We start from the raw sequence: 16,732 nt of genomic DNA, 5'->3' as shown, positions 1-16,732 counted from the left end.
GTTTTCCCGACAGCTCCTTTTTATTTTTCTCTTGATGCAATAGTTTGTGCAATCGCATCTCCATGAAATCTACCGTTCTCGATAAATATTTCATTTGCATTATTTCCAGCAGCTATGACACCTGCAATGAAAATATTTTCAGCATTCGTTTCCATTCTATCCTCTGTATAAATCGGACGTCCTGTTTCTTCATCAATCTGAACACCCATCTTTGTTAAGAAGCTATGGTCAGGATGATAACCAGTCATCGCAAATACAAAATCATTTTGGATTGTAAAAGCTTCACCATCAACTATAAATGTTAATGTATGCTCAGTAATTTCTTTCACATGAGCCCCGAAATGCATTTGAATTGTATCGTTCCGTACTAACGCCTCAAATTCTGGCAAAATCCAAGGCTTTATGCTTGGTGAATACTCACTTCCACGATACAGTACCGTTACACGCGCACCAGCTTTAACAAGTTCTAACGCGGCATCTACACTCGAGTTTTTCCCACCTATAACTACTACATCTCGATCAAAATAAGGGTGCCCCTCTTTAAAATAGTGAGCTACTTTCTTCAATTCCTCACCTGGAACATTCATATAATTTGGATTATCATAATATCCAGTTGCTACAACAATATATTTCGCTATATATATTTCTTTACTTCCGTCACGCTTTGTCGTCTTAACCTGAAAAACTTCTCCATCTTTTTGAACTTTCTCCACTCGCTCAAAAGCATTTACACGTACAGATTTACGTTTTACTACTTCACGATAATACGCAAGCGCTTGATTTCGAACTGGCTTACGATTTTCTGTAATAAAAGCTACATCACCAATTTCTAATTTTTCACTAGAAGAGAAAAATGTTTGATGAGTTGGATAATTATAAATGGCATTTACAATGTTTCCTTTTTCAATTACTAATGGATTTATCCCTACCTTTTGCAACGAAATCGCTGCCGCTAATCCGCACGGACCGCCTCCGATTATAATAACTGTTTCTTTCTGCATACTCGTCCACTCCTAGTCTTCTACCAATACACTATTTATAAAAACAAGAAAAAACCTACTTACAGCAGTAGGCACCTATCTTTATTGTATTCATTTTTCATATATTTGTCATCTAAACGAAACGTACATCCGATAGACATCTGCTAAAAACTGCTGAAATTTAATACCTTGTTTCCCTAATACATTCTCAGGATCAATCTTTCTAGCCGGATCAAGCGTTTTATGTGACACGATATCTTTTTTCGGATTTAAGCCAAAGTTTTGGCATAAATACGCATGATACCATGTAAAACGATTATATGCTTCCCAAAAGTTAACATCACCGCCATAACAAAGTTCCACTCCAATGGCCGCCTTATTCGCGTCATAGCCGTATAAGTCATTATCCGTCGGCACACCATATCGAACATGATACGCAACTTCATTTATAGGAATAATCTCCAATATTGTTTTATCATCTATAAATGTATGCGCCGAAGCTTTCGGTTGTAATTCATTAAAGTAATCTCGATTTCCTATCGCATTGCTTCCAGGATTCCCCGTATCATGACTTACAATAAATCTCACTTTAGTTAGAGGAATCCCCGGTCGTGAACTTCCATATCCAATATAGTTGCGCTCTATAGGAAACATCGCCATTGCTACCAACTCCCGCTCTAGAAGATTACCTTACTTCCTTATATATGTATTCGGTAGCAATGTCCTTATCGCATATTTCTTACGCGAAGAGAAAATCGAAAATATTTGAAGTGAACACCATAAACAACAAGATACTTACAGCCACTCCATAAAAACCGTAAAACCAAACACAATCTTCTTTCGTATCTAAGCCGAAAAATTTGTTTACCGATTGTAATAATGTGCCACGCTTGCTTTGTTTGTTTCGTAATACTTCCACTCGCTCTACAACATCTGCTGGCATCATAAATCTTTGGTCTACTGTCATTTTCATCATTTATCTCTCCTTAAAATCATTTCCGTTTTGTTTATCTAAGGAGAGTATAGCACGTTTGTTCGCACGGAACAAGCGTTCTTTTTATTTTTGTTTTATTTTTCAGCAATCCAAGTAAAAATTGAGATTACAAAGGCAATAATCGGCCCTACTACAACCACACCAAATATCAAAAACAGTAGCCCTTCCCCGAACATCCGAACAGTACTTATTTTTCGAGCTTTCACCGTCCTTGCAAGTTCTCCCTCTAACCTCTTAACCTTTTCTTCTAATTGTTCTACTCGTTCCAGCATTTCATTCTCCATATACAACACCTCATTTAATACTTCAACAAAAAAACGTGATTCCCTCGAAAGGAAATCACGTTTTCTCAAGATATAATATTTTATACCCAACCTCTGAAGCGGCTTGCTTCAGCCATTTTACGAACACCAATCATGTACGCCGCTAAGCGCATATTCACTTTACGAACTTGTGCTGTTTCATAAATAGAATCAAATGATTTTACCATTACTTTTTCTAAACGTTGTTCTACCTCTTCTTCAGTCCAGTAGTAACCTTGGTTATTTTGTACCCACTCAAAGTAAGATACCGTTACACCACCAGCACTTGCTAACACGTCTGGAACAAGTAAAATTCCGCGATCTGTTAAAATTTTAGTCGCTTCTAATGTTGTTGGACCATTTGCAGCTTCAACAACTATTTTCGCTTTAATATCATTAGCATTTTCTTCTGTAATTTGGTTCTCAATTGCAGCTGGAACTAAAATATCGCAATCAAGTTCTAACAATTCTTTGTTTGAAATTGTATTGTTAAATAGCTTTGTTACTGTACCGAAGCTATCACGACGGTCTAATAAATAATCAATATCTAATCCGTTTGGATCATGTAACGCGCCGTAAGCATCTGAGATTGCAATAACTTTCGCACCTGCATCATGCATAAATTTAGCTAAGAAGCTACCAGCATTACCGAACCCTTGAACAACAACGCGTGCACCCTTAATATCAATGCCACGTTTTTTCGCAGCTTCGCGAATACAAATTGTTACACCTTTCGCTGTTGCTGTTTCACGTCCATGTGATCCACCTAATACAAGCGGTTTACCTGTAATAAATCCTGGTGAATTAAATTCATCAATACGGCTATACTCATCCATCATCCATGCCATAATTTGAGAGTTTGTGAATACATCTGGAGCTGGAATATCTTTCGTCGGACCTACGATTTGGCTAATTGCTCGTACATAACCGCGGCTTAATCTTTCTAACTCACGGAATGACATTTCACGTGGATCACAGATAATTCCACCCTTACCTCCACCATATGGTAAATCAACAATACCACATTTTAAACTCATCCAGATTGAAAGTGCTTTCACTTCATTTTCTGTTACATTCGGATGGAAGCGAATTCCACCTTTCGTTGGACCAACAGCATCATTATGTTGTGCACGATACCCTGTAAATATTTTAACAGTCCCGTCATCCATACGAACTGGTATTTTCACTGTCATCATACGAATTGGTTCTTTTAATAATTCATATACTTCGTTTGGATAACCCAATTTTTCTAACGCTTCACTAATAACAATTTGTGTTGAATTCAATAGTTCAAAATGTTGTTCCCTTTGTTGTTGTGTTTTTGTTTGAGTTCCCTTTTCGGCTACCATAGTAAGTAAACCCCCTGTAATTTCACTTGTTTAGTAAACCTTCATTGCCTAGTATACACCCTTAAATTTGGAATGCAATAGAAAACGCTAACAAATATATACAAACTATTTTCTGTTGCAAGCGTTTTCACTATTATTATAGTCCTTTTATTACTTTTAGAAAAGTAAAATACTTAAATATTTAAATATTTTTTATTTTCCTCAGTCACACTCCCATAAAACTACATATTTTATTTTCAAAAAGTATGTTCGAGTATTTACGATCATACCTTCCCTTATCCAAATAAAAACAAAACCTCAGCTATGTTGTATTAGCTGAGGTTTTGTTTTTTCACAAAGTAATTGTGTATTTGTTCTATCGCGTTAAAATCCATTAATTCTTTACCGTACTCCATGATGCGATAAATGGTTGCTGTAGACGGATTGCCGTATTCCGCTAAAATAGCTATAAAATCCGCCTTTAACAATTGAATTTGTTCCTCTTCTTCCACCCAAAGATAGAAGCGCTCATCCCACGTATATAGCTTTCCGCCAGTTACACCAAGGTTATATAAGCGATTCGACAGGTTAATGACGTCATCTAGCGTAGCAAACTCATATAATATATGTTCACTTTCATCTAGAGTCACTTGCATTTCAATAAACTCGTCACGGAACTCATCATCTGTATCCATTTCTTGATTTTCTTTCGTTACAATTACAACCATCCCTTGTGCTTGTAGAGAAAACACTTCAACTGCAATCGGACCATCTGCTTCAAATCCTAATTCCTTATTTGCTTCTTGCATCATATCACGAAATAATTGCTGTACTTTCGGCGCATTTCTCCATAAATCTTCTTTCGTTAATCCTCGTTCAGATAAATCATCAAATGTTAGAAAAATTTTTATCTTATTGTAATTTAATCGTTCCAGCCTCATCTCATACCCTCCCTACGTAACCAATGCATCTAATTTTTATTATATGAAATAGAAAATAGATGGTTCTTTTCGAACAACTATTCCGACATTTTTAACCATTCATCCCATTCTTCTTTCGTATCACCAATTAAGATTGTTTCAATGTCCAACTGGTTTAGAACGCCTAGCTTTCCGATAAATCCAACAGAAAGAGATTCCCTTTTTTCTTGTAATAAATTTATAAAGTTCATCGTCTTTTTCATTTCTTGTTCATCAGCAAAAGATACAAATACATATTTCGGCTGTATTTCCTCTACCGCTAACAACATACCATCTTCAGCTAAGCTTGTCCTAATATATATCGCCTCATATCCTTTTAAGCGTAAATAAGTTGAAAAAATAAATCCTTTCAATGCATTCTTTTCTAACACAATAACTTTGTGTAAAGAAGAAAACATTGCGGCATTGTGATACACCATCCCTAGACGCGTTTGTAAAAATGATAGTGCATATTGAAATTGCACTATTGAAATCTCATTATTATTTTTTGACGTTAATAATTTGTCTGTCACTCGAAGAACGATATTGGCAACAACCTTTTCTGTTGAATATATACTAAAAGCTTCGTTTAATAATGCAGCAATTGTAATTTCATCAAATTTTAACAAAGCTTGTAGCAAATCGTCCACTAAAACAACTTCTTTATCGAAATGTATCTCTTTTTGAACTGTACTCTGCAAACGATTCTCTTCTAATAACTGAACTGCTTGTCCAATCATCATACCGGAAGAAACTTTTTCCATTAACCATTTTAAAATTTGAATATGCTCTTCTGTATATAAACGATGCCCAGCTTGATTCCGCTTTGGGGCAATAATTTGATATCGTCTTTCCCATGCGCGAAGCGTACTCGGCTGAACTCCAATTATATTTGAAACAGCTTTTATATTATATTTCCCACTAAGAGTTGGCATCATTTCCCTCCGCACAATGTAATAATATGTGTTTGAGCAGGTGCTCGGAAACGAAGTGGTATCAATGTTGTTCCGTACCCATTACTAACAAAGAGAATCGTATTCAAATGGTTATATACGCCACCTTTTAAATATTTTTTAGATGGGAATAATCGGATTTGTCCTCCATGCGTATGTCCACTTAATACAAGTGAAATCTGTTCACTTCCAGACATCTTTTTTATTATATCAGGGTTGTGACTAACTAAGATACGAAAACCATCTTCTTTACAATCCGCCAATGCCAAATCTAAACGATCACGGTGCAATCCAACATCATCTATACCGAGCAAACAAATCTTCTCGCCTAATTCAGACTCAAATACTACTCTTGTATTATCTAAAACTTTTACGTTATTTTCTAATAATAACGCATCTAATTCATGATATTCTATCTCATAATCATTGTTTCCCCACACAAAATATACAGGAGCTATCTCTCTTAACTTTTGAATATTCGCAGAGATTTTTGATAAAGAGACACCTTTCTCTGCTAAATCTCCTCCGATAATTACGAGATCTACTTTTCCTTTTACTTGTTCAATTAACAAATTTGAAATGACTCTTCTATGAATATCAGAAATAAAAAACACATTTACTTTTTGAAAACTTTTCGGAAATTCTTTAAATACTAAAGTATGTTCCAACACTGTATTACGCGTCGCTTCTTTATACATCACAAGAAGTAATAAAATCCCCATTCCTATGAGAGTACTGAATAATATAATCCATATCATATTTTTTACTCCCCTCATCATAAAGATAACCCTAGGCTTTTATAACAAACTGTGATCGCCTAATTCGCTAGCTCTCTTGCTTTGCGGACTTATCTTTTATCGGAATTTTTAATTCTTGACCTGCACTCACTTCATCTTCTTGCAAGTTATTATACTTTTTAATTACTTCAACCCCATTTTCATCTGAAAAATATTGCTTCGCTATACTTTCTAAAGTTTCTCCCTCTTTCACAGTATGCGTTATCGCTTTTTCAGACTGTTTCTGCGACTCAGATTTAGCTGAATCAAAGAAGATTACTTCAAACGCACTTTTCCCGGCATTATTACTATCGCCCTTCACCTGAATATATTTATCCGTATACCACAAAATACTAATTGGCAGCAGAATGAATAGAAATGTTAAAACCCGGACGAAAATATGATTTATTTTAAACTTTTGTTTTTTCTCTTTATTTCTATGAATTTCACTACGCGGCGGTAAACTTTCTTTTTCTTCTACTCGCTCAACTTCTAATTCCTCTTCAAAATCAGGAATTCGTTTCCTCATGTTGTTCACCACCACCTTCCATTTATTTTCTTAATTGGAGTCCCATTATAAAATCAACAAGAAAGTGTGCAAAGATTGTTATAAACAAATTCCCTGTCCATTCAAATACATAGCCAAAGACAAAACTAATGAAACAGACGAAACAAAACAAAAATGGCTTTGTTATATAACGAATATGTAACACTGCAAATACGAAACTCGCAATTACAATTCCAAAATGAGTCTGCACTACACCTCTAAATAAAAATTCTTCTGCAAAACCGATTACGAACGTAATAATGAGTAAATGCAGAACCGACATTCCTCGAAACATCTTATCGTTAATACCACCATCATCAAACCAAGACTCTGGAAACACTCGCATTGCAACATAATCTAATAACACAATACCAATCGCTAACAAACCACCTATAATAAGTATAGATACTGGTTCCCATCTCCATAAATTAAACACTTCTTTTACATCTTGAAATAATATATATGCTAGTAAACAGCCAATACCGATAATAATTAACTGTGTTATATATAGATTCAGCCTTATTTCCTGCGGACTCATATCTTCAACATTATGCCTTTGAATGTTCATCATTCCCCCATCTTTTCTAGGCCGAAAAGCTTTTGTAACTCTGTTTCCCAATTATAGTCGAAATCCGATTGTTGCGCTCGTCTTTTTTTATAATCTTCTTTTGTAATACCACAATAATCACAGCAATTATTTAACTCTTTTTCTTTCCTATAACCGAACTGTTGCAGCACATATTCACGTCTACATCCTTTAACTCGTATCCATGACTTCATATTTTCTAACTCACTATATTTATTACGCAACCTTATTTCTACTTCAGCTATTAATCGGTTCATAATTTCATCTGACAAACCCTCTAATAATAATCTTCGTTGTTGTATAATTCCAACCTGTTCGAGATGATAACGAACGAAACGCCAATATTGCTCATTAAATCTTGCTGCATTATAACAAATTTCTTCTACATCTTCTATTGGTAATTCTTTCGTTTGAAACATTCTTTCTTGTAGTAAAGAAAATAAAAATTGTATTTGCGACTTACTTGGCAATTCATCCTCAATGATTGAAATTGGTAAATCATGATCCAACGGACTACACAATAAAATAGCTATACTCGGTTCGCCATCTCTTCCAGCTCTTCCGATTTCTTGTAAGTAAGAAGCTATATTAGTTGGATAATGAAAATGAATAATATATTGCGTATTCGCCTTATTTACCCCCATACCAAATGCACTTGTACATATTACAAGCTGCAATTGATCATTCATAAACTGTTGTTGAATTAACATACGCTCTTCATGTTCCATACCACCATGATAAAAAGCTACACCAGTAACACCTTTTCCTCTCAAGTATTCCGTTAACCTTTCTGTCCACGCTCTACTTGAACAATATACAATCCCCGGCCCTTGTAAATACATCACCTGCTCCAAAAGCGCCTCTTTCTTTTCTTCTATCGTCTCTACAAATTGCACCTCCATTGCAATATTAGGACGATCAATAGAGTATACATGTTCCGCGGCACCCTTTAAATTTAAACTGTCTGCGATATCTTGCAGTACCCCTTTTGTCGCTGTGGCTGTCAATGCTAATACTGTAGGAGAACCAATATTTTCAATAACTACATTTAGTTTCTTATAGTCCGGTCTAAAATCATAACCCCATTGAGAAATACAATGAGCCTCATCAACAACAAATAATGAAATATGAATTTTCTTCAATTCCCTAATTAATAACTCCGACTGTAACATCTCTGGTGAAACAAAAATAAATTTATATGAAGATAATTTTTTCATCGCTTCTCTTTTTTCATTTAATGTCCGAAAACTATTAAATGCTATCACTCGGTTTTTCACAACATACTTTAATTGTGTCACTTGATCTTCCATTAAAGATAATAACGGTGATACAACAAGCACTGTTCCTTCTCGCATAAGCCCCGGAAACTGATAGCACATAGATTTCCCTCTTCCAGTCGGAAGCATTGCTATCACATCTTTTCCTTCTAATAAATCTGTAATAACTCCTTTTTGCCCTGGACGAAATTCAGAATATCCAAACCACTTATATAAATATTCTTCAAGTTTCATTTACACCCTCCATCCGCGCTAATACAAGACGAACTTCAAAATAAGAGATATCTTCTCCAACCTCTTGTTTCAAAACACGTAACTTCCGCGTTTGTAATGCTTCAATTACTTTTATTACTTTGTCTATCTTTTCTTTTTCCATAAACATTTCAATAGAAAAATCTTTTTCTCGCAAAGCAATTTCAACAAAATGATCTTCTATCGTTGCAACCTTTAAATTCCGAATCGTTGCTATTTCTTCTAAAGAACGCCCTTGTCTCCAAAAATTATATGTTTTTTTCGTGGATAAACTAAATAATTCAGCTCTCTCATTTGGATAAGATATAATTTCAGCTAATAGTGGAAATTCATTTTCTTTATCACGTACTTCTTGTATAAAGAAATGCATTGTACCCCAAAATAAAAAATACACCTTAAATATATCTTGTTTCGTAATTTCTGCTAATTGTTGCAATGTACAACCAATACGTTCATAGCCCGTTAGTCGATATGTTACAATCGTCGCTTCTATCGCATTACTCTTTTCCAAAAGATTATGTACTTCTGTCCATAGTTTCCTCGCCAACTCACTTCTCTTATATGGCCTTCCTGTTAGAAAACGTTTTACCCACATCATTATTTCTGTATCTTGTTGAATTGGAATAAACTTCGTATTATTCTGTTGTAAATTTGATATGGTTTGAATAATCAATGATAATCTTTTCCAAAATGTTTCACCTAATTCACCATAATGTAAACCATGCAAATGCGCTGGAAAAGCATAAACTTCCTCCCATTTATGTAACTGCATTTTACCCGTAGGTGTTAACACATATGTATTTTCATGTATTTCTTGAATAAAATCCGCTTGCAACAACTTTACAACTTCACCATCATAGTCATTTCTATTTAATGATTTATATATTCCGAATAAAAAAGAAATCCGGAACATATTTCCATCTTGTAAAGTTTGCGAAGAACGTTTGCCCTTTAGTAAATAATAAATAGAAGAAACGGTTCTTTCACCATTCAATTGTTTTAAACAATGCAACAAAGTATATTGTATTTGCATGACCGCTTCCACCTTCCAATCTTAACTTCATTCTTTTCAGTACAATTACACTATCTACTGTCGCTCATTAAACTTATCCTATAAGAACTATATACTTGTATATATTCTATTGTATCAAACGAAATCACATTTACGTATTTTGAAAATCTTATGACATAATTCAAAAATAAGTTGACACTCTAATTGATAAGCATTATCATTATAATTTTATGTTGAAAAGTTTCACAAACCGTTTTACAATAAGGTTATAATTTTTATGGCGAGCTTTTCACATACATATTATCAGGAGGGAAAAAAGATGGCAAAATATACAATCGTTGATAAAGATACTTGTATTGCATGTGGTGCTTGTGGCGCTGCTGCACCAGACATTTATGACTATGATGATGAAGGTATTGCATTTGTAACATTAGACGATAACCAAGGTATCGTTGAAATTCCAGATGTATTAATTGAAGATATGATGGATGCATTCGAAGGCTGTCCAACTGACTCAATTAAAGTTGCTGACGAATCATTCGACGGAGACGCTTTAAAATTCGAATAGTCTTTTATTAACTTCAAAAAATGCCCCTCATATTGATGAGGGGCATTTTTTGTATCTGAATTTTATTTTCCTTAATAAAAAACCATTAGTAGTTCCACACTACTAATGGTTTTAATATTTATTATGCATTTTTCATTTTTGCAAACACCCATACTTTCAGGCGTGAAAATAATGCTACAAATACAATTGTTACAACAATTCCTTTAATTAAATTAAATGGTAAGATTGCCGTTACAACCGTTGTTCTTATAGCTTCGCTAGACATAGCCGGTGAATTTAAAAACCAAGTGTAAGCCGGGAATATGATGATGTAGTTTAATACACTCATAATAAGTGCCATTGTAATTGTCCCTAGCATTAATCCTGTCGTTAAACTCTTTACAGTACGATACTTTCTAAATAAGAAAGCTGCTGGTCCAATAAATAAACATCCTGCAATAAAGTTTGCAATTTCTCCAACTGGTACTCCCGTTAAACTTCCTTGAATCCCGTAATGTAAAATGTTCTTTATCGCCTCTACAATCACTCCTGCTACTGGTCCAAAGATAATTGCTGCAATTAGAGCTGGTACATCACTAAAATCAATTTTCAAAAATGGCGGAAGCCCTGGGAACGGGAAATCCAACATCATTAGTAAATATGCAATACTACTTAGCATCGCTACACTCACCATCTGCACTACACTGTTTTTTTGTTTCATCTTTCTCTCTCCTTTTCCATCGATCATCTCATGGAAAGTGGAAAGGTTCTGCTATGCCTATTTTTTCATAGAACGAAAAAACCCTTTGTGTTTTACACAAAGGGAGAATTTAAGGCACATCAAACAGACGTTCAAATCCATATCTTTTTTGAACGCTTGAACCTCCATCTTCTCCCATCCAGACTATACTGTCGGCTTTGGAATCGCACCAAATCCTGCCTTAACGGCTCGCGGGCTTAGAACAAAATCATAAATAGTTCATCACCGCCGGTCGGGATTTTCACCCTGCCCCGAAGATAGACCGATATTCTATTTTCCCCTTCATTATACAACAACCTCATAACATTGTGAACTAAAAAATTGTAACTTATTTATAATTAGTTGTTTATTTTTCGTAATAACAAATAAATTGCGAGATATTTTACAATACAATCCATATTTTTTATTATTCGGCATTTCTCTTTTGAATTCCCTAGTCATATATAATTAAAAGTGATAAGATATTGAATTGTTAAGATAAGAACATTTTCTGAGTTATGGAGGAAATGTCATGAAAAAAGAAAAGAGACATTCTATTCGAGAAGCGATGAAAAAAAATTTAAGAAAAGAATACTTTTATTTAAAAAAAGAATTACTTTTCTACTGCCCAATTGATTTAGGTACATTCTCAAACGAGACATACTATGCTACTTTCGATGAAGATGGCATCAGTATTTATCAGTATGATAAAAAAACAGAAAGTAAATTAAAATTGTGTGAGCGTCATCCGTGGAAGAGTTGGAATAAAGTGAAGATTGATCACTATTTGACAACTTCTCAATTTATTTTTCAGGGTGAGCGAAATTGGATCTTATCTCTTTTTCAAAAAGGAAAAGAAGCTCAAAAAATTATTGAAGAGCATACATCTTTACAAACAGAAGTTGTTTCCCGCTCTTTCTTAAAAAAACTTCCCGGTTTTCGTTCTAATACACCACTGAATAAATACATCGGTAGCATTTGTTACACTGCACTTATTGCATTTTTATTAAAATGGATGATTCCATTTCAAGCACCACAAATCGCCCTGTATTCTATTTCAATTGGTTGTATGCTTCTTGGCCTACTTTGTTTGACAATCGGTTTAATTGAACCGACTATCGTACTGTTTCGAACAAAAGAGAAAACAAGAACAAAAGTTTTTTACTTATATAGCTATTTAGCTATTTCTGGATTTATATGTGTCTTTATTTTTTGGTAAAAGAAACCGTCCCAAAATAAATTTTGGGACGGTTTTCTTTTAGATATAGATACTCTAATTCACTCAATACTTCTAGCAGGAGCGCCCATATAATTTCATTTACATTGAACCTTATTTAAGAATATTCAAAGTTTAATTTTTGAGACGTTTCCTTCACTTAACATATAATTGTTGATTAGGATAAATTAGCTCTTGCTGCAATCCATTTTTTTCTTTAATTTCCTTAAGTGTCATACTAAATTTCCGTGCAATACTAACTAAAGTATCCCCTTTTTGTACGACATATAATGATGAAGAAACAACTTCATTTCTTTGTTCACTTAAAACAAGCAATGGGTTCATCGCATTCTTTTTCGCCATCGTCCATCTTCCTTGATGAAGTTCTAGATGTAAGTGTGCACCTCGCGACTCTCCCGTGTTCCCTACTTCTCCAATTTTTTCTCCTTTTGAAATATAATCTCCTTGATCCACATATCTCTTATTTAAATGTGCATATACAGCCTCATATTCTCCGTGTTTAATAAAGACAACATTTCCATAACTACTTGAATAATAAGACTTCGTTACCTTACCATCTTGGATAGCTGCCACAGGCGTTCCAATCGGCGCAGCCACATCAATACCATAGTGTTTTCCATGCCTTGTCCCAAAATAATCACTTATCTGACCTTCAACAGGCCATGTCCATCGATTTTCTTCTGCGTAAACATGTAATTGAGATACAAACAGTATACTCAATAACATGACGCCGCATTTTAAAACTTTCATATACATCCTCCGTTTTCTAGTTAACACCATACCTTCTCTATTTTGGTATATTACAGAAAAAAGTATACAAAAAAAAGAAAGTGAATTACTTCACTTCCTTCTCTTTCTTGTCACGAAAAACTAATGCACTACGGTTATACTCCACATCTTTCACTTGTAATCGGGCATTTATTACTCTAGCTATCGCAAACAAATAATCAGATAATCTATTTACATACTTTAAGACAACTTCATTTATATTCACTTCTTTTTGCAATGATACTATAGAGCGTTCTGCTCTTCTTACAATGGTACGTGCAATATGAATAGCAGCCGCCGCCTCGCTACCACCTGGCAAAATAAAGCGCTCTAATGCCGGGGCTTCTTCTATATACAAATCAATCTTTCTTTCTAAGCTACCAACCATCTCAATTGTCACTTTATAAGGAATTTTTTGTTCCACTATTGCCAAGTCTCCTCCGCAATCAAATAGCTCATGTTGAATATTTTCGAGCTCATTGTAAATATCTCTAAAAGCCCCGCCTTGAAGCTTAGTCATTGCATATCCAATATGAGAATTTGCCTCGTCTATTGTTCCATAAGCTTCCACACGGATATCATCTTTATCCACCCTGCCACCTATTACACTTGTCGTTCCTTTATCTCCTGTTTTTGTATATAATTTCATTTCTTCACAGCACCTCTCTTGTTATTCTTAATTCGACCAAGATAGAAAAAAGTTCTACCATTCTTTATTTAATTGAGTTTACAAAAAAATAAAAAACAGCAGAACTTTATTCATTATCAACTTTAAAAACGTATATCTAAATTATACGATTCGGTAAATATACAGAGAATGTAGTTCCTTCTCCAACAACACTTGAAACAGAAATTTTACCATCATGACCTTGAACAATGTTTTTCGCAATCGCAAGCCCGAGTCCTGTTCCACCCTTTTTCCCACGTGTTCTTGCTTTATCAGCTTTATAGAAACGATCAAATAAAAATGGAATATCCTCTTCTGGAATGCCTGCACCCGAATCTTGCACTTCAAAAATGAGGTCATTATTTTTCGTATCAATTACAAGCGTTACATGTCCACCCGCATTCGTATGACGAATTGCGTTATCAATCAAGTTCGTCAACACTTGTTCCATCCGATCTGCATCAAACGCATATTCTTCGATCGGATTTCGGAAATCAACTGTTAGTTCAACTTCTTTATCCTTTGCAATCCCTTGGAATTTACGACCAATTTTTTCGACAAACGGATGTATATCCACTTCACCAATATGTAACTCTACATGACCGCTTTCCATACGAGCTAAATCTAACAATTCATTTACAAGTTTACCTAAACGAACAGATTCATCATAAATAATTTGAACAAACTCATCAATTTCCTCTTTCGTTTGCACAATATCATCTAAAATCGCTTCACTATACCCTTGTAGCATTACCATTGGCGTACGAAGTTCATGCGATACATTCGCAATAAAGTCTTGACGCATCTTTTCAAGACGACGTTCTTCCGTCATATCTCGCAGTACTGCTACAGCTCCACGAATTTTCGTTTGATTGTAAAGCGGCGTCATAAGAACTACATAGTTCCCTTTTTGTAAATTAATTTCAACAACTTGTTGTTGTTCGCTTTCTACAACGAGATGGAATAGTTCCACAAGTTCAGAAGGTAGTTTTTTACTTAGCTCTATCTCTTTTTCTTCTTGCCAAACTTGTAAGAAATGTTCGGCCGGCGGATTGATTACTACAACTTCACCTTCTTGATTTAACGTAATAACCCCATCTGCCATACTACTCAAAATACTTGCTAACTGCTCTTTTTCTTGTTGCAAGGCGTTCATATTGAACTTCAACTGTTTTCCCATTTGATTTAAGGCCGTTGCAAGCTCACCAATCTCATCCTGAGATACCATAGGAGCCTTTGCATCAAACTTACCACGTGACACTTCAAAAGCAACCTCACGCATTTTACGAAGCGGTGCTGTAATCCGAGTAGATAAGAAGAACGCAAAGAAAGTTGTTAATATAATCGCAATTCCAGCCGATAAGAAAATAAAATCAGTCGTTCTTTCCATACCTTGTATCGGTACTTGTAAAGATTCATATACGAACACTGCACTTTGATTTTTTGATTGCACTGGTTTTCCTACGATCATAATATCATTTTCGGTGTTTTTATTCTTCCTACTATTAGACGCTTTTCTAACGTTATTTTTAATTTCTTTTTTGTCCGTAAAAACAGCAGCTAATTCTTTATCTTCTTTTAAATCATCCATTGTAAGGGTGACTAACCCTTCTTGTTTCGGTGAAGAAGAGATTTCCTTACCATCTTCTACAATAATAATCCTTGAAAGTGGATCAGAGAATTTGTACGCGATATTCTCAATCGTTTTTACATCGGCACCTTCTTCAATTAACTCCGAAACACTTGTTGCGACTTTTTGAAGCCTAGCTTCACTCATATCAACATAATACGTTCTAAAAAACTGTGAAAGTAAAATCGCAACAAATCCAAGAACAAACGAAACGAGAAGTAATATGGTCATCCATAACTTCCCTACTACACTTCTCCAAAGCATCAGTCGTTCACAACCTCGAATTTGTAACCTACACCCCAAACAGTAACAATCATTTTCGCTGCATCTGGTGATTTTTTGCTTAACTTCTCACGTAAACGCTTTACATGTGTATCAACTGTACGTAAATCTCCGAAGAATTCATATTGCCATACTTCTTTTAACAGTTGCTCACGATCGAATACTTTATCAGGAGCTTTCGCTAAAAATAATAGTAACTCATATTCTTTCGGCGTTAAGTTTACTTCATTACCATCTGCAGTAACACGGTGTGCATCATTATCAATTGTTAAGTGCGGGAATACAGTAACATCTTTTGTTGTTGTATCTTGTGTAAAAAATGTTGTTGGTACAGCACGACGTAATACCGCTTTCACACGTAGCACGACCTCACGTGGACTAAATGGCTTTACAATATAATCATCTGTTCCAACTTCAAATCCTTGTACTCTATTTACTTCTTCACCTTTTGCTGTCAGCATAATAATTGGTGTCGCTTTCTTCTCACGAACCCCTCTACATACTTCAATGCCATCTTTACCAGGCATCATAAGATCTAATAAGATTAAATCGTAATCATTTTGCAACGCCATTTCTAAAGCTGTATCACCATTATCTGCTTCTTCAATTGTGTATTGTTCTCTTTCTAAGTACATTTTCAATAAACGACGAATACGATCCTCATCATCTACAATTAAAATTCTTGATTCATTTTCCATCTCTACCCGCTGCGTACTCTCACCTCAGCGGTTCACACCTACCCTTCTTTACTATTATGTTGCGCTATTCTCGTTTATTTAAGCAATCTTCTAAATGTTTCACTTCCCATATTATGCTTCACAAGAATAATAAATTTTGTTCAATTTTTTTCCAAAACTATGTATTTTTTTTGAACAGTATATAATGTCCTCGACATC

At 34.8% G+C, this 16,732-nt stretch carries 19 protein-coding genes and 1 riboswitch; of the genes, 2 read left to right on the top strand and 17 right to left on the bottom strand.

The features are described from left to right. Positions 1-20: 20 nt before the first annotated feature. The 12 genes from RT27_RS05605 to RT27_RS05550 all read right to left on the bottom strand — a co-directional run bounded on the left by RT27_RS05605 (position 21) and on the right by RT27_RS05550 (position 9,987). Positions 21-1,001: a YpdA family putative bacillithiol disulfide reductase gene (locus RT27_RS05605; RefSeq protein ID WP_029441849.1), complete on the bottom strand. Its 981-nt coding sequence runs from the start codon at positions 999-1,001 to the stop codon at positions 21-23. A gap of 108 nt (positions 1,002-1,109) precedes the next feature. Next, positions 1,110-1,640 (bottom strand): N-acetylmuramoyl-L-alanine amidase, encoded by a 531-nt coding sequence (locus RT27_RS05600; protein ID WP_001240655.1) that lies wholly within the window; start codon positions 1,638-1,640, stop codon positions 1,110-1,112. Between the two features lie 79 nt (positions 1,641-1,719). Then, the gene (locus RT27_RS05595; RefSeq protein WP_001983018.1) at positions 1,720-1,956 is read right to left on the bottom strand and encodes a DUF3961 domain-containing protein; all 237 of its coding nucleotides are present in this window, start codon (positions 1,954-1,956) and stop codon (positions 1,720-1,722) included. Between the two features lie 92 nt (positions 1,957-2,048). Next, positions 2,049-2,258: a hypothetical protein gene (locus tag RT27_RS05590; RefSeq protein ID WP_016082274.1), complete on the bottom strand. Its 210-nt coding sequence runs from the start codon at positions 2,256-2,258 to the stop codon at positions 2,049-2,051. Positions 2,259-2,338: 80 nt separating this feature from the next. Next, entirely contained in the window at positions 2,339-3,625 is a 1,287-nt protein-coding gene (gudB, locus tag RT27_RS05585) for an NAD-specific glutamate dehydrogenase (RefSeq protein ID WP_000225172.1), read from the bottom strand. Positions 3,626-3,936: 311 nt separating this feature from the next. Continuing rightward, the gene (locus tag RT27_RS05580) at positions 3,937-4,545 is read right to left on the bottom strand and encodes a genetic competence negative regulator (RefSeq protein ID WP_016082275.1); all 609 of its coding nucleotides are present in this window, start codon (positions 4,543-4,545) and stop codon (positions 3,937-3,939) included. 77 nt (positions 4,546-4,622) lie between these two features. Beyond that, positions 4,623-5,498, bottom strand: coding sequence for a MerR family transcriptional regulator (locus RT27_RS05575; protein WP_016082276.1), 876 nt, complete (start codon positions 5,496-5,498; stop codon positions 4,623-4,625). Continuing rightward, the gene (locus RT27_RS05570) at positions 5,498-6,274 is read right to left on the bottom strand and encodes a metallophosphoesterase (RefSeq protein ID WP_016082277.1); all 777 of its coding nucleotides are present in this window, start codon (positions 6,272-6,274) and stop codon (positions 5,498-5,500) included. The genes RT27_RS05575 and RT27_RS05570 overlap by 1 nt, the downstream gene beginning before the upstream one ends. 67 nt (positions 6,275-6,341) lie before the next feature. Then, on the bottom strand, positions 6,342-6,821 hold the full coding sequence (locus RT27_RS05565; RefSeq protein ID WP_029441848.1) for a LysM peptidoglycan-binding domain-containing protein: 480 nt from the start codon (positions 6,819-6,821) through the stop codon (positions 6,342-6,344). Between the two features lie 22 nt (positions 6,822-6,843). Next, positions 6,844-7,407, bottom strand: a complete 564-nt coding sequence (locus RT27_RS05560; RefSeq protein WP_001025783.1) for a CPBP family intramembrane glutamic endopeptidase — start codon at positions 7,405-7,407, stop codon at positions 6,844-6,846. After that, positions 7,407-8,936 carry an ATP-dependent DNA helicase RecQ gene (gene recQ, locus RT27_RS05555; protein ID WP_016082279.1) on the bottom strand — a complete coding sequence of 510 codons (1,530 nt, stop codon included), beginning with the start codon at positions 8,934-8,936 and terminating at the stop codon, positions 7,407-7,409. The genes RT27_RS05560 and recQ overlap by 1 nt, the downstream gene beginning before the upstream one ends. Next, positions 8,926-9,987, bottom strand: a complete 1,062-nt coding sequence (locus RT27_RS05550; protein ID WP_029441847.1) for a helix-turn-helix domain-containing protein — start codon at positions 9,985-9,987, stop codon at positions 8,926-8,928. The genes recQ and RT27_RS05550 overlap by 11 nt, the downstream gene beginning before the upstream one ends. A 298-nt stretch (positions 9,988-10,285) precedes the next feature. Between RT27_RS05550 and RT27_RS05545 the strand changes: the two genes are divergently transcribed. After that, on the top strand, positions 10,286-10,534 hold the full coding sequence (locus RT27_RS05545; RefSeq protein ID WP_001151993.1) for a ferredoxin: 249 nt from the start codon (positions 10,286-10,288) through the stop codon (positions 10,532-10,534). 121 nt (positions 10,535-10,655) lie between these two features. Here RT27_RS05545 and RT27_RS05540 read toward each other — a convergent pair whose 3' ends face one another. Beyond that, positions 10,656-11,234 (bottom strand): ECF transporter S component, encoded by a 579-nt coding sequence (locus RT27_RS05540; RefSeq protein ID WP_000810856.1) that lies wholly within the window; start codon positions 11,232-11,234, stop codon positions 10,656-10,658. Between the two features lie 162 nt (positions 11,235-11,396). Next, a riboswitch (FMN riboswitch) is annotated at positions 11,397-11,536 on the bottom strand. A gap of 248 nt (positions 11,537-11,784) precedes the next feature. Between RT27_RS05540 and RT27_RS05535 the strand changes: the two genes are divergently transcribed. Continuing rightward, positions 11,785-12,471, top strand: a complete 687-nt coding sequence (locus tag RT27_RS05535; protein WP_000711797.1) for a hypothetical protein — start codon at positions 11,785-11,787, stop codon at positions 12,469-12,471. Positions 12,472-12,624: 153 nt separating this feature from the next. Here RT27_RS05535 and RT27_RS05530 read toward each other — a convergent pair whose 3' ends face one another. The 4 genes from RT27_RS05530 to resD form a co-directional block, all read right to left on the bottom strand. Continuing rightward, complete coding sequence (locus RT27_RS05530; protein ID WP_016082281.1) at positions 12,625-13,239, bottom strand: peptidoglycan DD-metalloendopeptidase family protein; 615 nt, start codon at positions 13,237-13,239, stop codon at positions 12,625-12,627. An 85-nt stretch (positions 13,240-13,324) separates the two neighbouring features. Beyond that, positions 13,325-13,906, bottom strand: coding sequence for a cob(I)yrinic acid a,c-diamide adenosyltransferase (locus RT27_RS05525; RefSeq protein WP_029441846.1), 582 nt, complete (start codon positions 13,904-13,906; stop codon positions 13,325-13,327). Between the two features lie 136 nt (positions 13,907-14,042). Next, on the bottom strand, positions 14,043-15,818 hold the full coding sequence (gene resE, locus RT27_RS05520; RefSeq protein WP_029441845.1) for a sensor histidine kinase ResE: 1,776 nt from the start codon (positions 15,816-15,818) through the stop codon (positions 14,043-14,045). After that, complete coding sequence (gene resD, locus RT27_RS05515; protein WP_016082284.1) at positions 15,818-16,534, bottom strand: DNA-binding response regulator ResD; 717 nt, start codon at positions 16,532-16,534, stop codon at positions 15,818-15,820. Before resD ends, resE begins: the two co-directional genes overlap by 1 nt. Between the last annotated feature and the right edge of the window lie 198 nt (positions 16,535-16,732).

Source organism: Bacillus sp. L_1B0_5 (genome assembly GCF_000836715.1).
In the GTDB taxonomy this organism is placed as follows: domain Bacteria; phylum Bacillota; class Bacilli; order Bacillales; family Bacillaceae_G; genus Bacillus_A; species Bacillus_A thuringiensis_S.
Note: the sequence above shows the minus strand (reverse complement) of the source record. Positions and strands in the feature narration are given on the sequence as shown.

What these genes read in the sequence shown, in the direction of transcription:
- RT27_RS05605 (WP_029441849.1), bottom strand. Translation starts at nt 1,001, where the DNA reads ATGCAGAAAGAAACAGTTATTATAATCGGAGGCGGTCCGTGCGGATTA.
- RT27_RS05600 (WP_001240655.1), bottom strand. Translation starts at nt 1,640, where the DNA reads ATGGCGATGTTTCCTATAGAGCGCAACTATATTGGATATGGAAGTTCA.
- RT27_RS05595 (WP_001983018.1), bottom strand. Translation starts at nt 1,956, where the DNA reads ATGATGAAAATGACAGTAGACCAAAGATTTATGATGCCAGCAGATGTT.
- RT27_RS05590 (WP_016082274.1), bottom strand. Translation starts at nt 2,258, where the DNA reads ATGGAGAATGAAATGCTGGAACGAGTAGAACAATTAGAAGAAAAGGTT.
- gudB (WP_000225172.1), bottom strand. Translation starts at nt 3,625, where the DNA reads ATGGTAGCCGAAAAGGGAACTCAAACAAAAACACAACAACAAAGGGAA.
- RT27_RS05580 (WP_016082275.1), bottom strand. Translation starts at nt 4,545, where the DNA reads ATGAGGCTGGAACGATTAAATTACAATAAGATAAAAATTTTTCTAACA.
- RT27_RS05575 (WP_016082276.1), bottom strand. Translation starts at nt 5,498, where the DNA reads ATGCCAACTCTTAGTGGGAAATATAATATAAAAGCTGTTTCAAATATA.
- RT27_RS05570 (WP_016082277.1), bottom strand. Translation starts at nt 6,274, where the DNA reads ATGATATGGATTATATTATTCAGTACTCTCATAGGAATGGGGATTTTA.
- RT27_RS05565 (WP_029441848.1), bottom strand. Translation starts at nt 6,821, where the DNA reads ATGAGGAAACGAATTCCTGATTTTGAAGAGGAATTAGAAGTTGAGCGA.
- RT27_RS05560 (WP_001025783.1), bottom strand. Translation starts at nt 7,407, where the DNA reads ATGAACATTCAAAGGCATAATGTTGAAGATATGAGTCCGCAGGAAATA.
- recQ (WP_016082279.1), bottom strand. Translation starts at nt 8,936, where the DNA reads ATGAAACTTGAAGAATATTTATATAAGTGGTTTGGATATTCTGAATTT.
- RT27_RS05550 (WP_029441847.1), bottom strand. Translation starts at nt 9,987, where the DNA reads ATGCAAATACAATATACTTTGTTGCATTGTTTAAAACAATTGAATGGT.
- RT27_RS05545 (WP_001151993.1), top strand. Translation starts at nt 10,286, where the DNA reads ATGGCAAAATATACAATCGTTGATAAAGATACTTGTATTGCATGTGGT.
- RT27_RS05540 (WP_000810856.1), bottom strand. Translation starts at nt 11,234, where the DNA reads ATGAAACAAAAAAACAGTGTAGTGCAGATGGTGAGTGTAGCGATGCTA.
- RT27_RS05535 (WP_000711797.1), top strand. Translation starts at nt 11,785, where the DNA reads ATGAAAAAAGAAAAGAGACATTCTATTCGAGAAGCGATGAAAAAAAAT.
- RT27_RS05530 (WP_016082281.1), bottom strand. Translation starts at nt 13,239, where the DNA reads ATGAAAGTTTTAAAATGCGGCGTCATGTTATTGAGTATACTGTTTGTA.
- RT27_RS05525 (WP_029441846.1), bottom strand. Translation starts at nt 13,906, where the DNA reads ATGAAATTATATACAAAAACAGGAGATAAAGGAACGACAAGTGTAATA.
- resE (WP_029441845.1), bottom strand. Translation starts at nt 15,818, where the DNA reads ATGCTTTGGAGAAGTGTAGTAGGGAAGTTATGGATGACCATATTACTT.
- resD (WP_016082284.1), bottom strand. Translation starts at nt 16,534, where the DNA reads ATGGAAAATGAATCAAGAATTTTAATTGTAGATGATGAGGATCGTATT.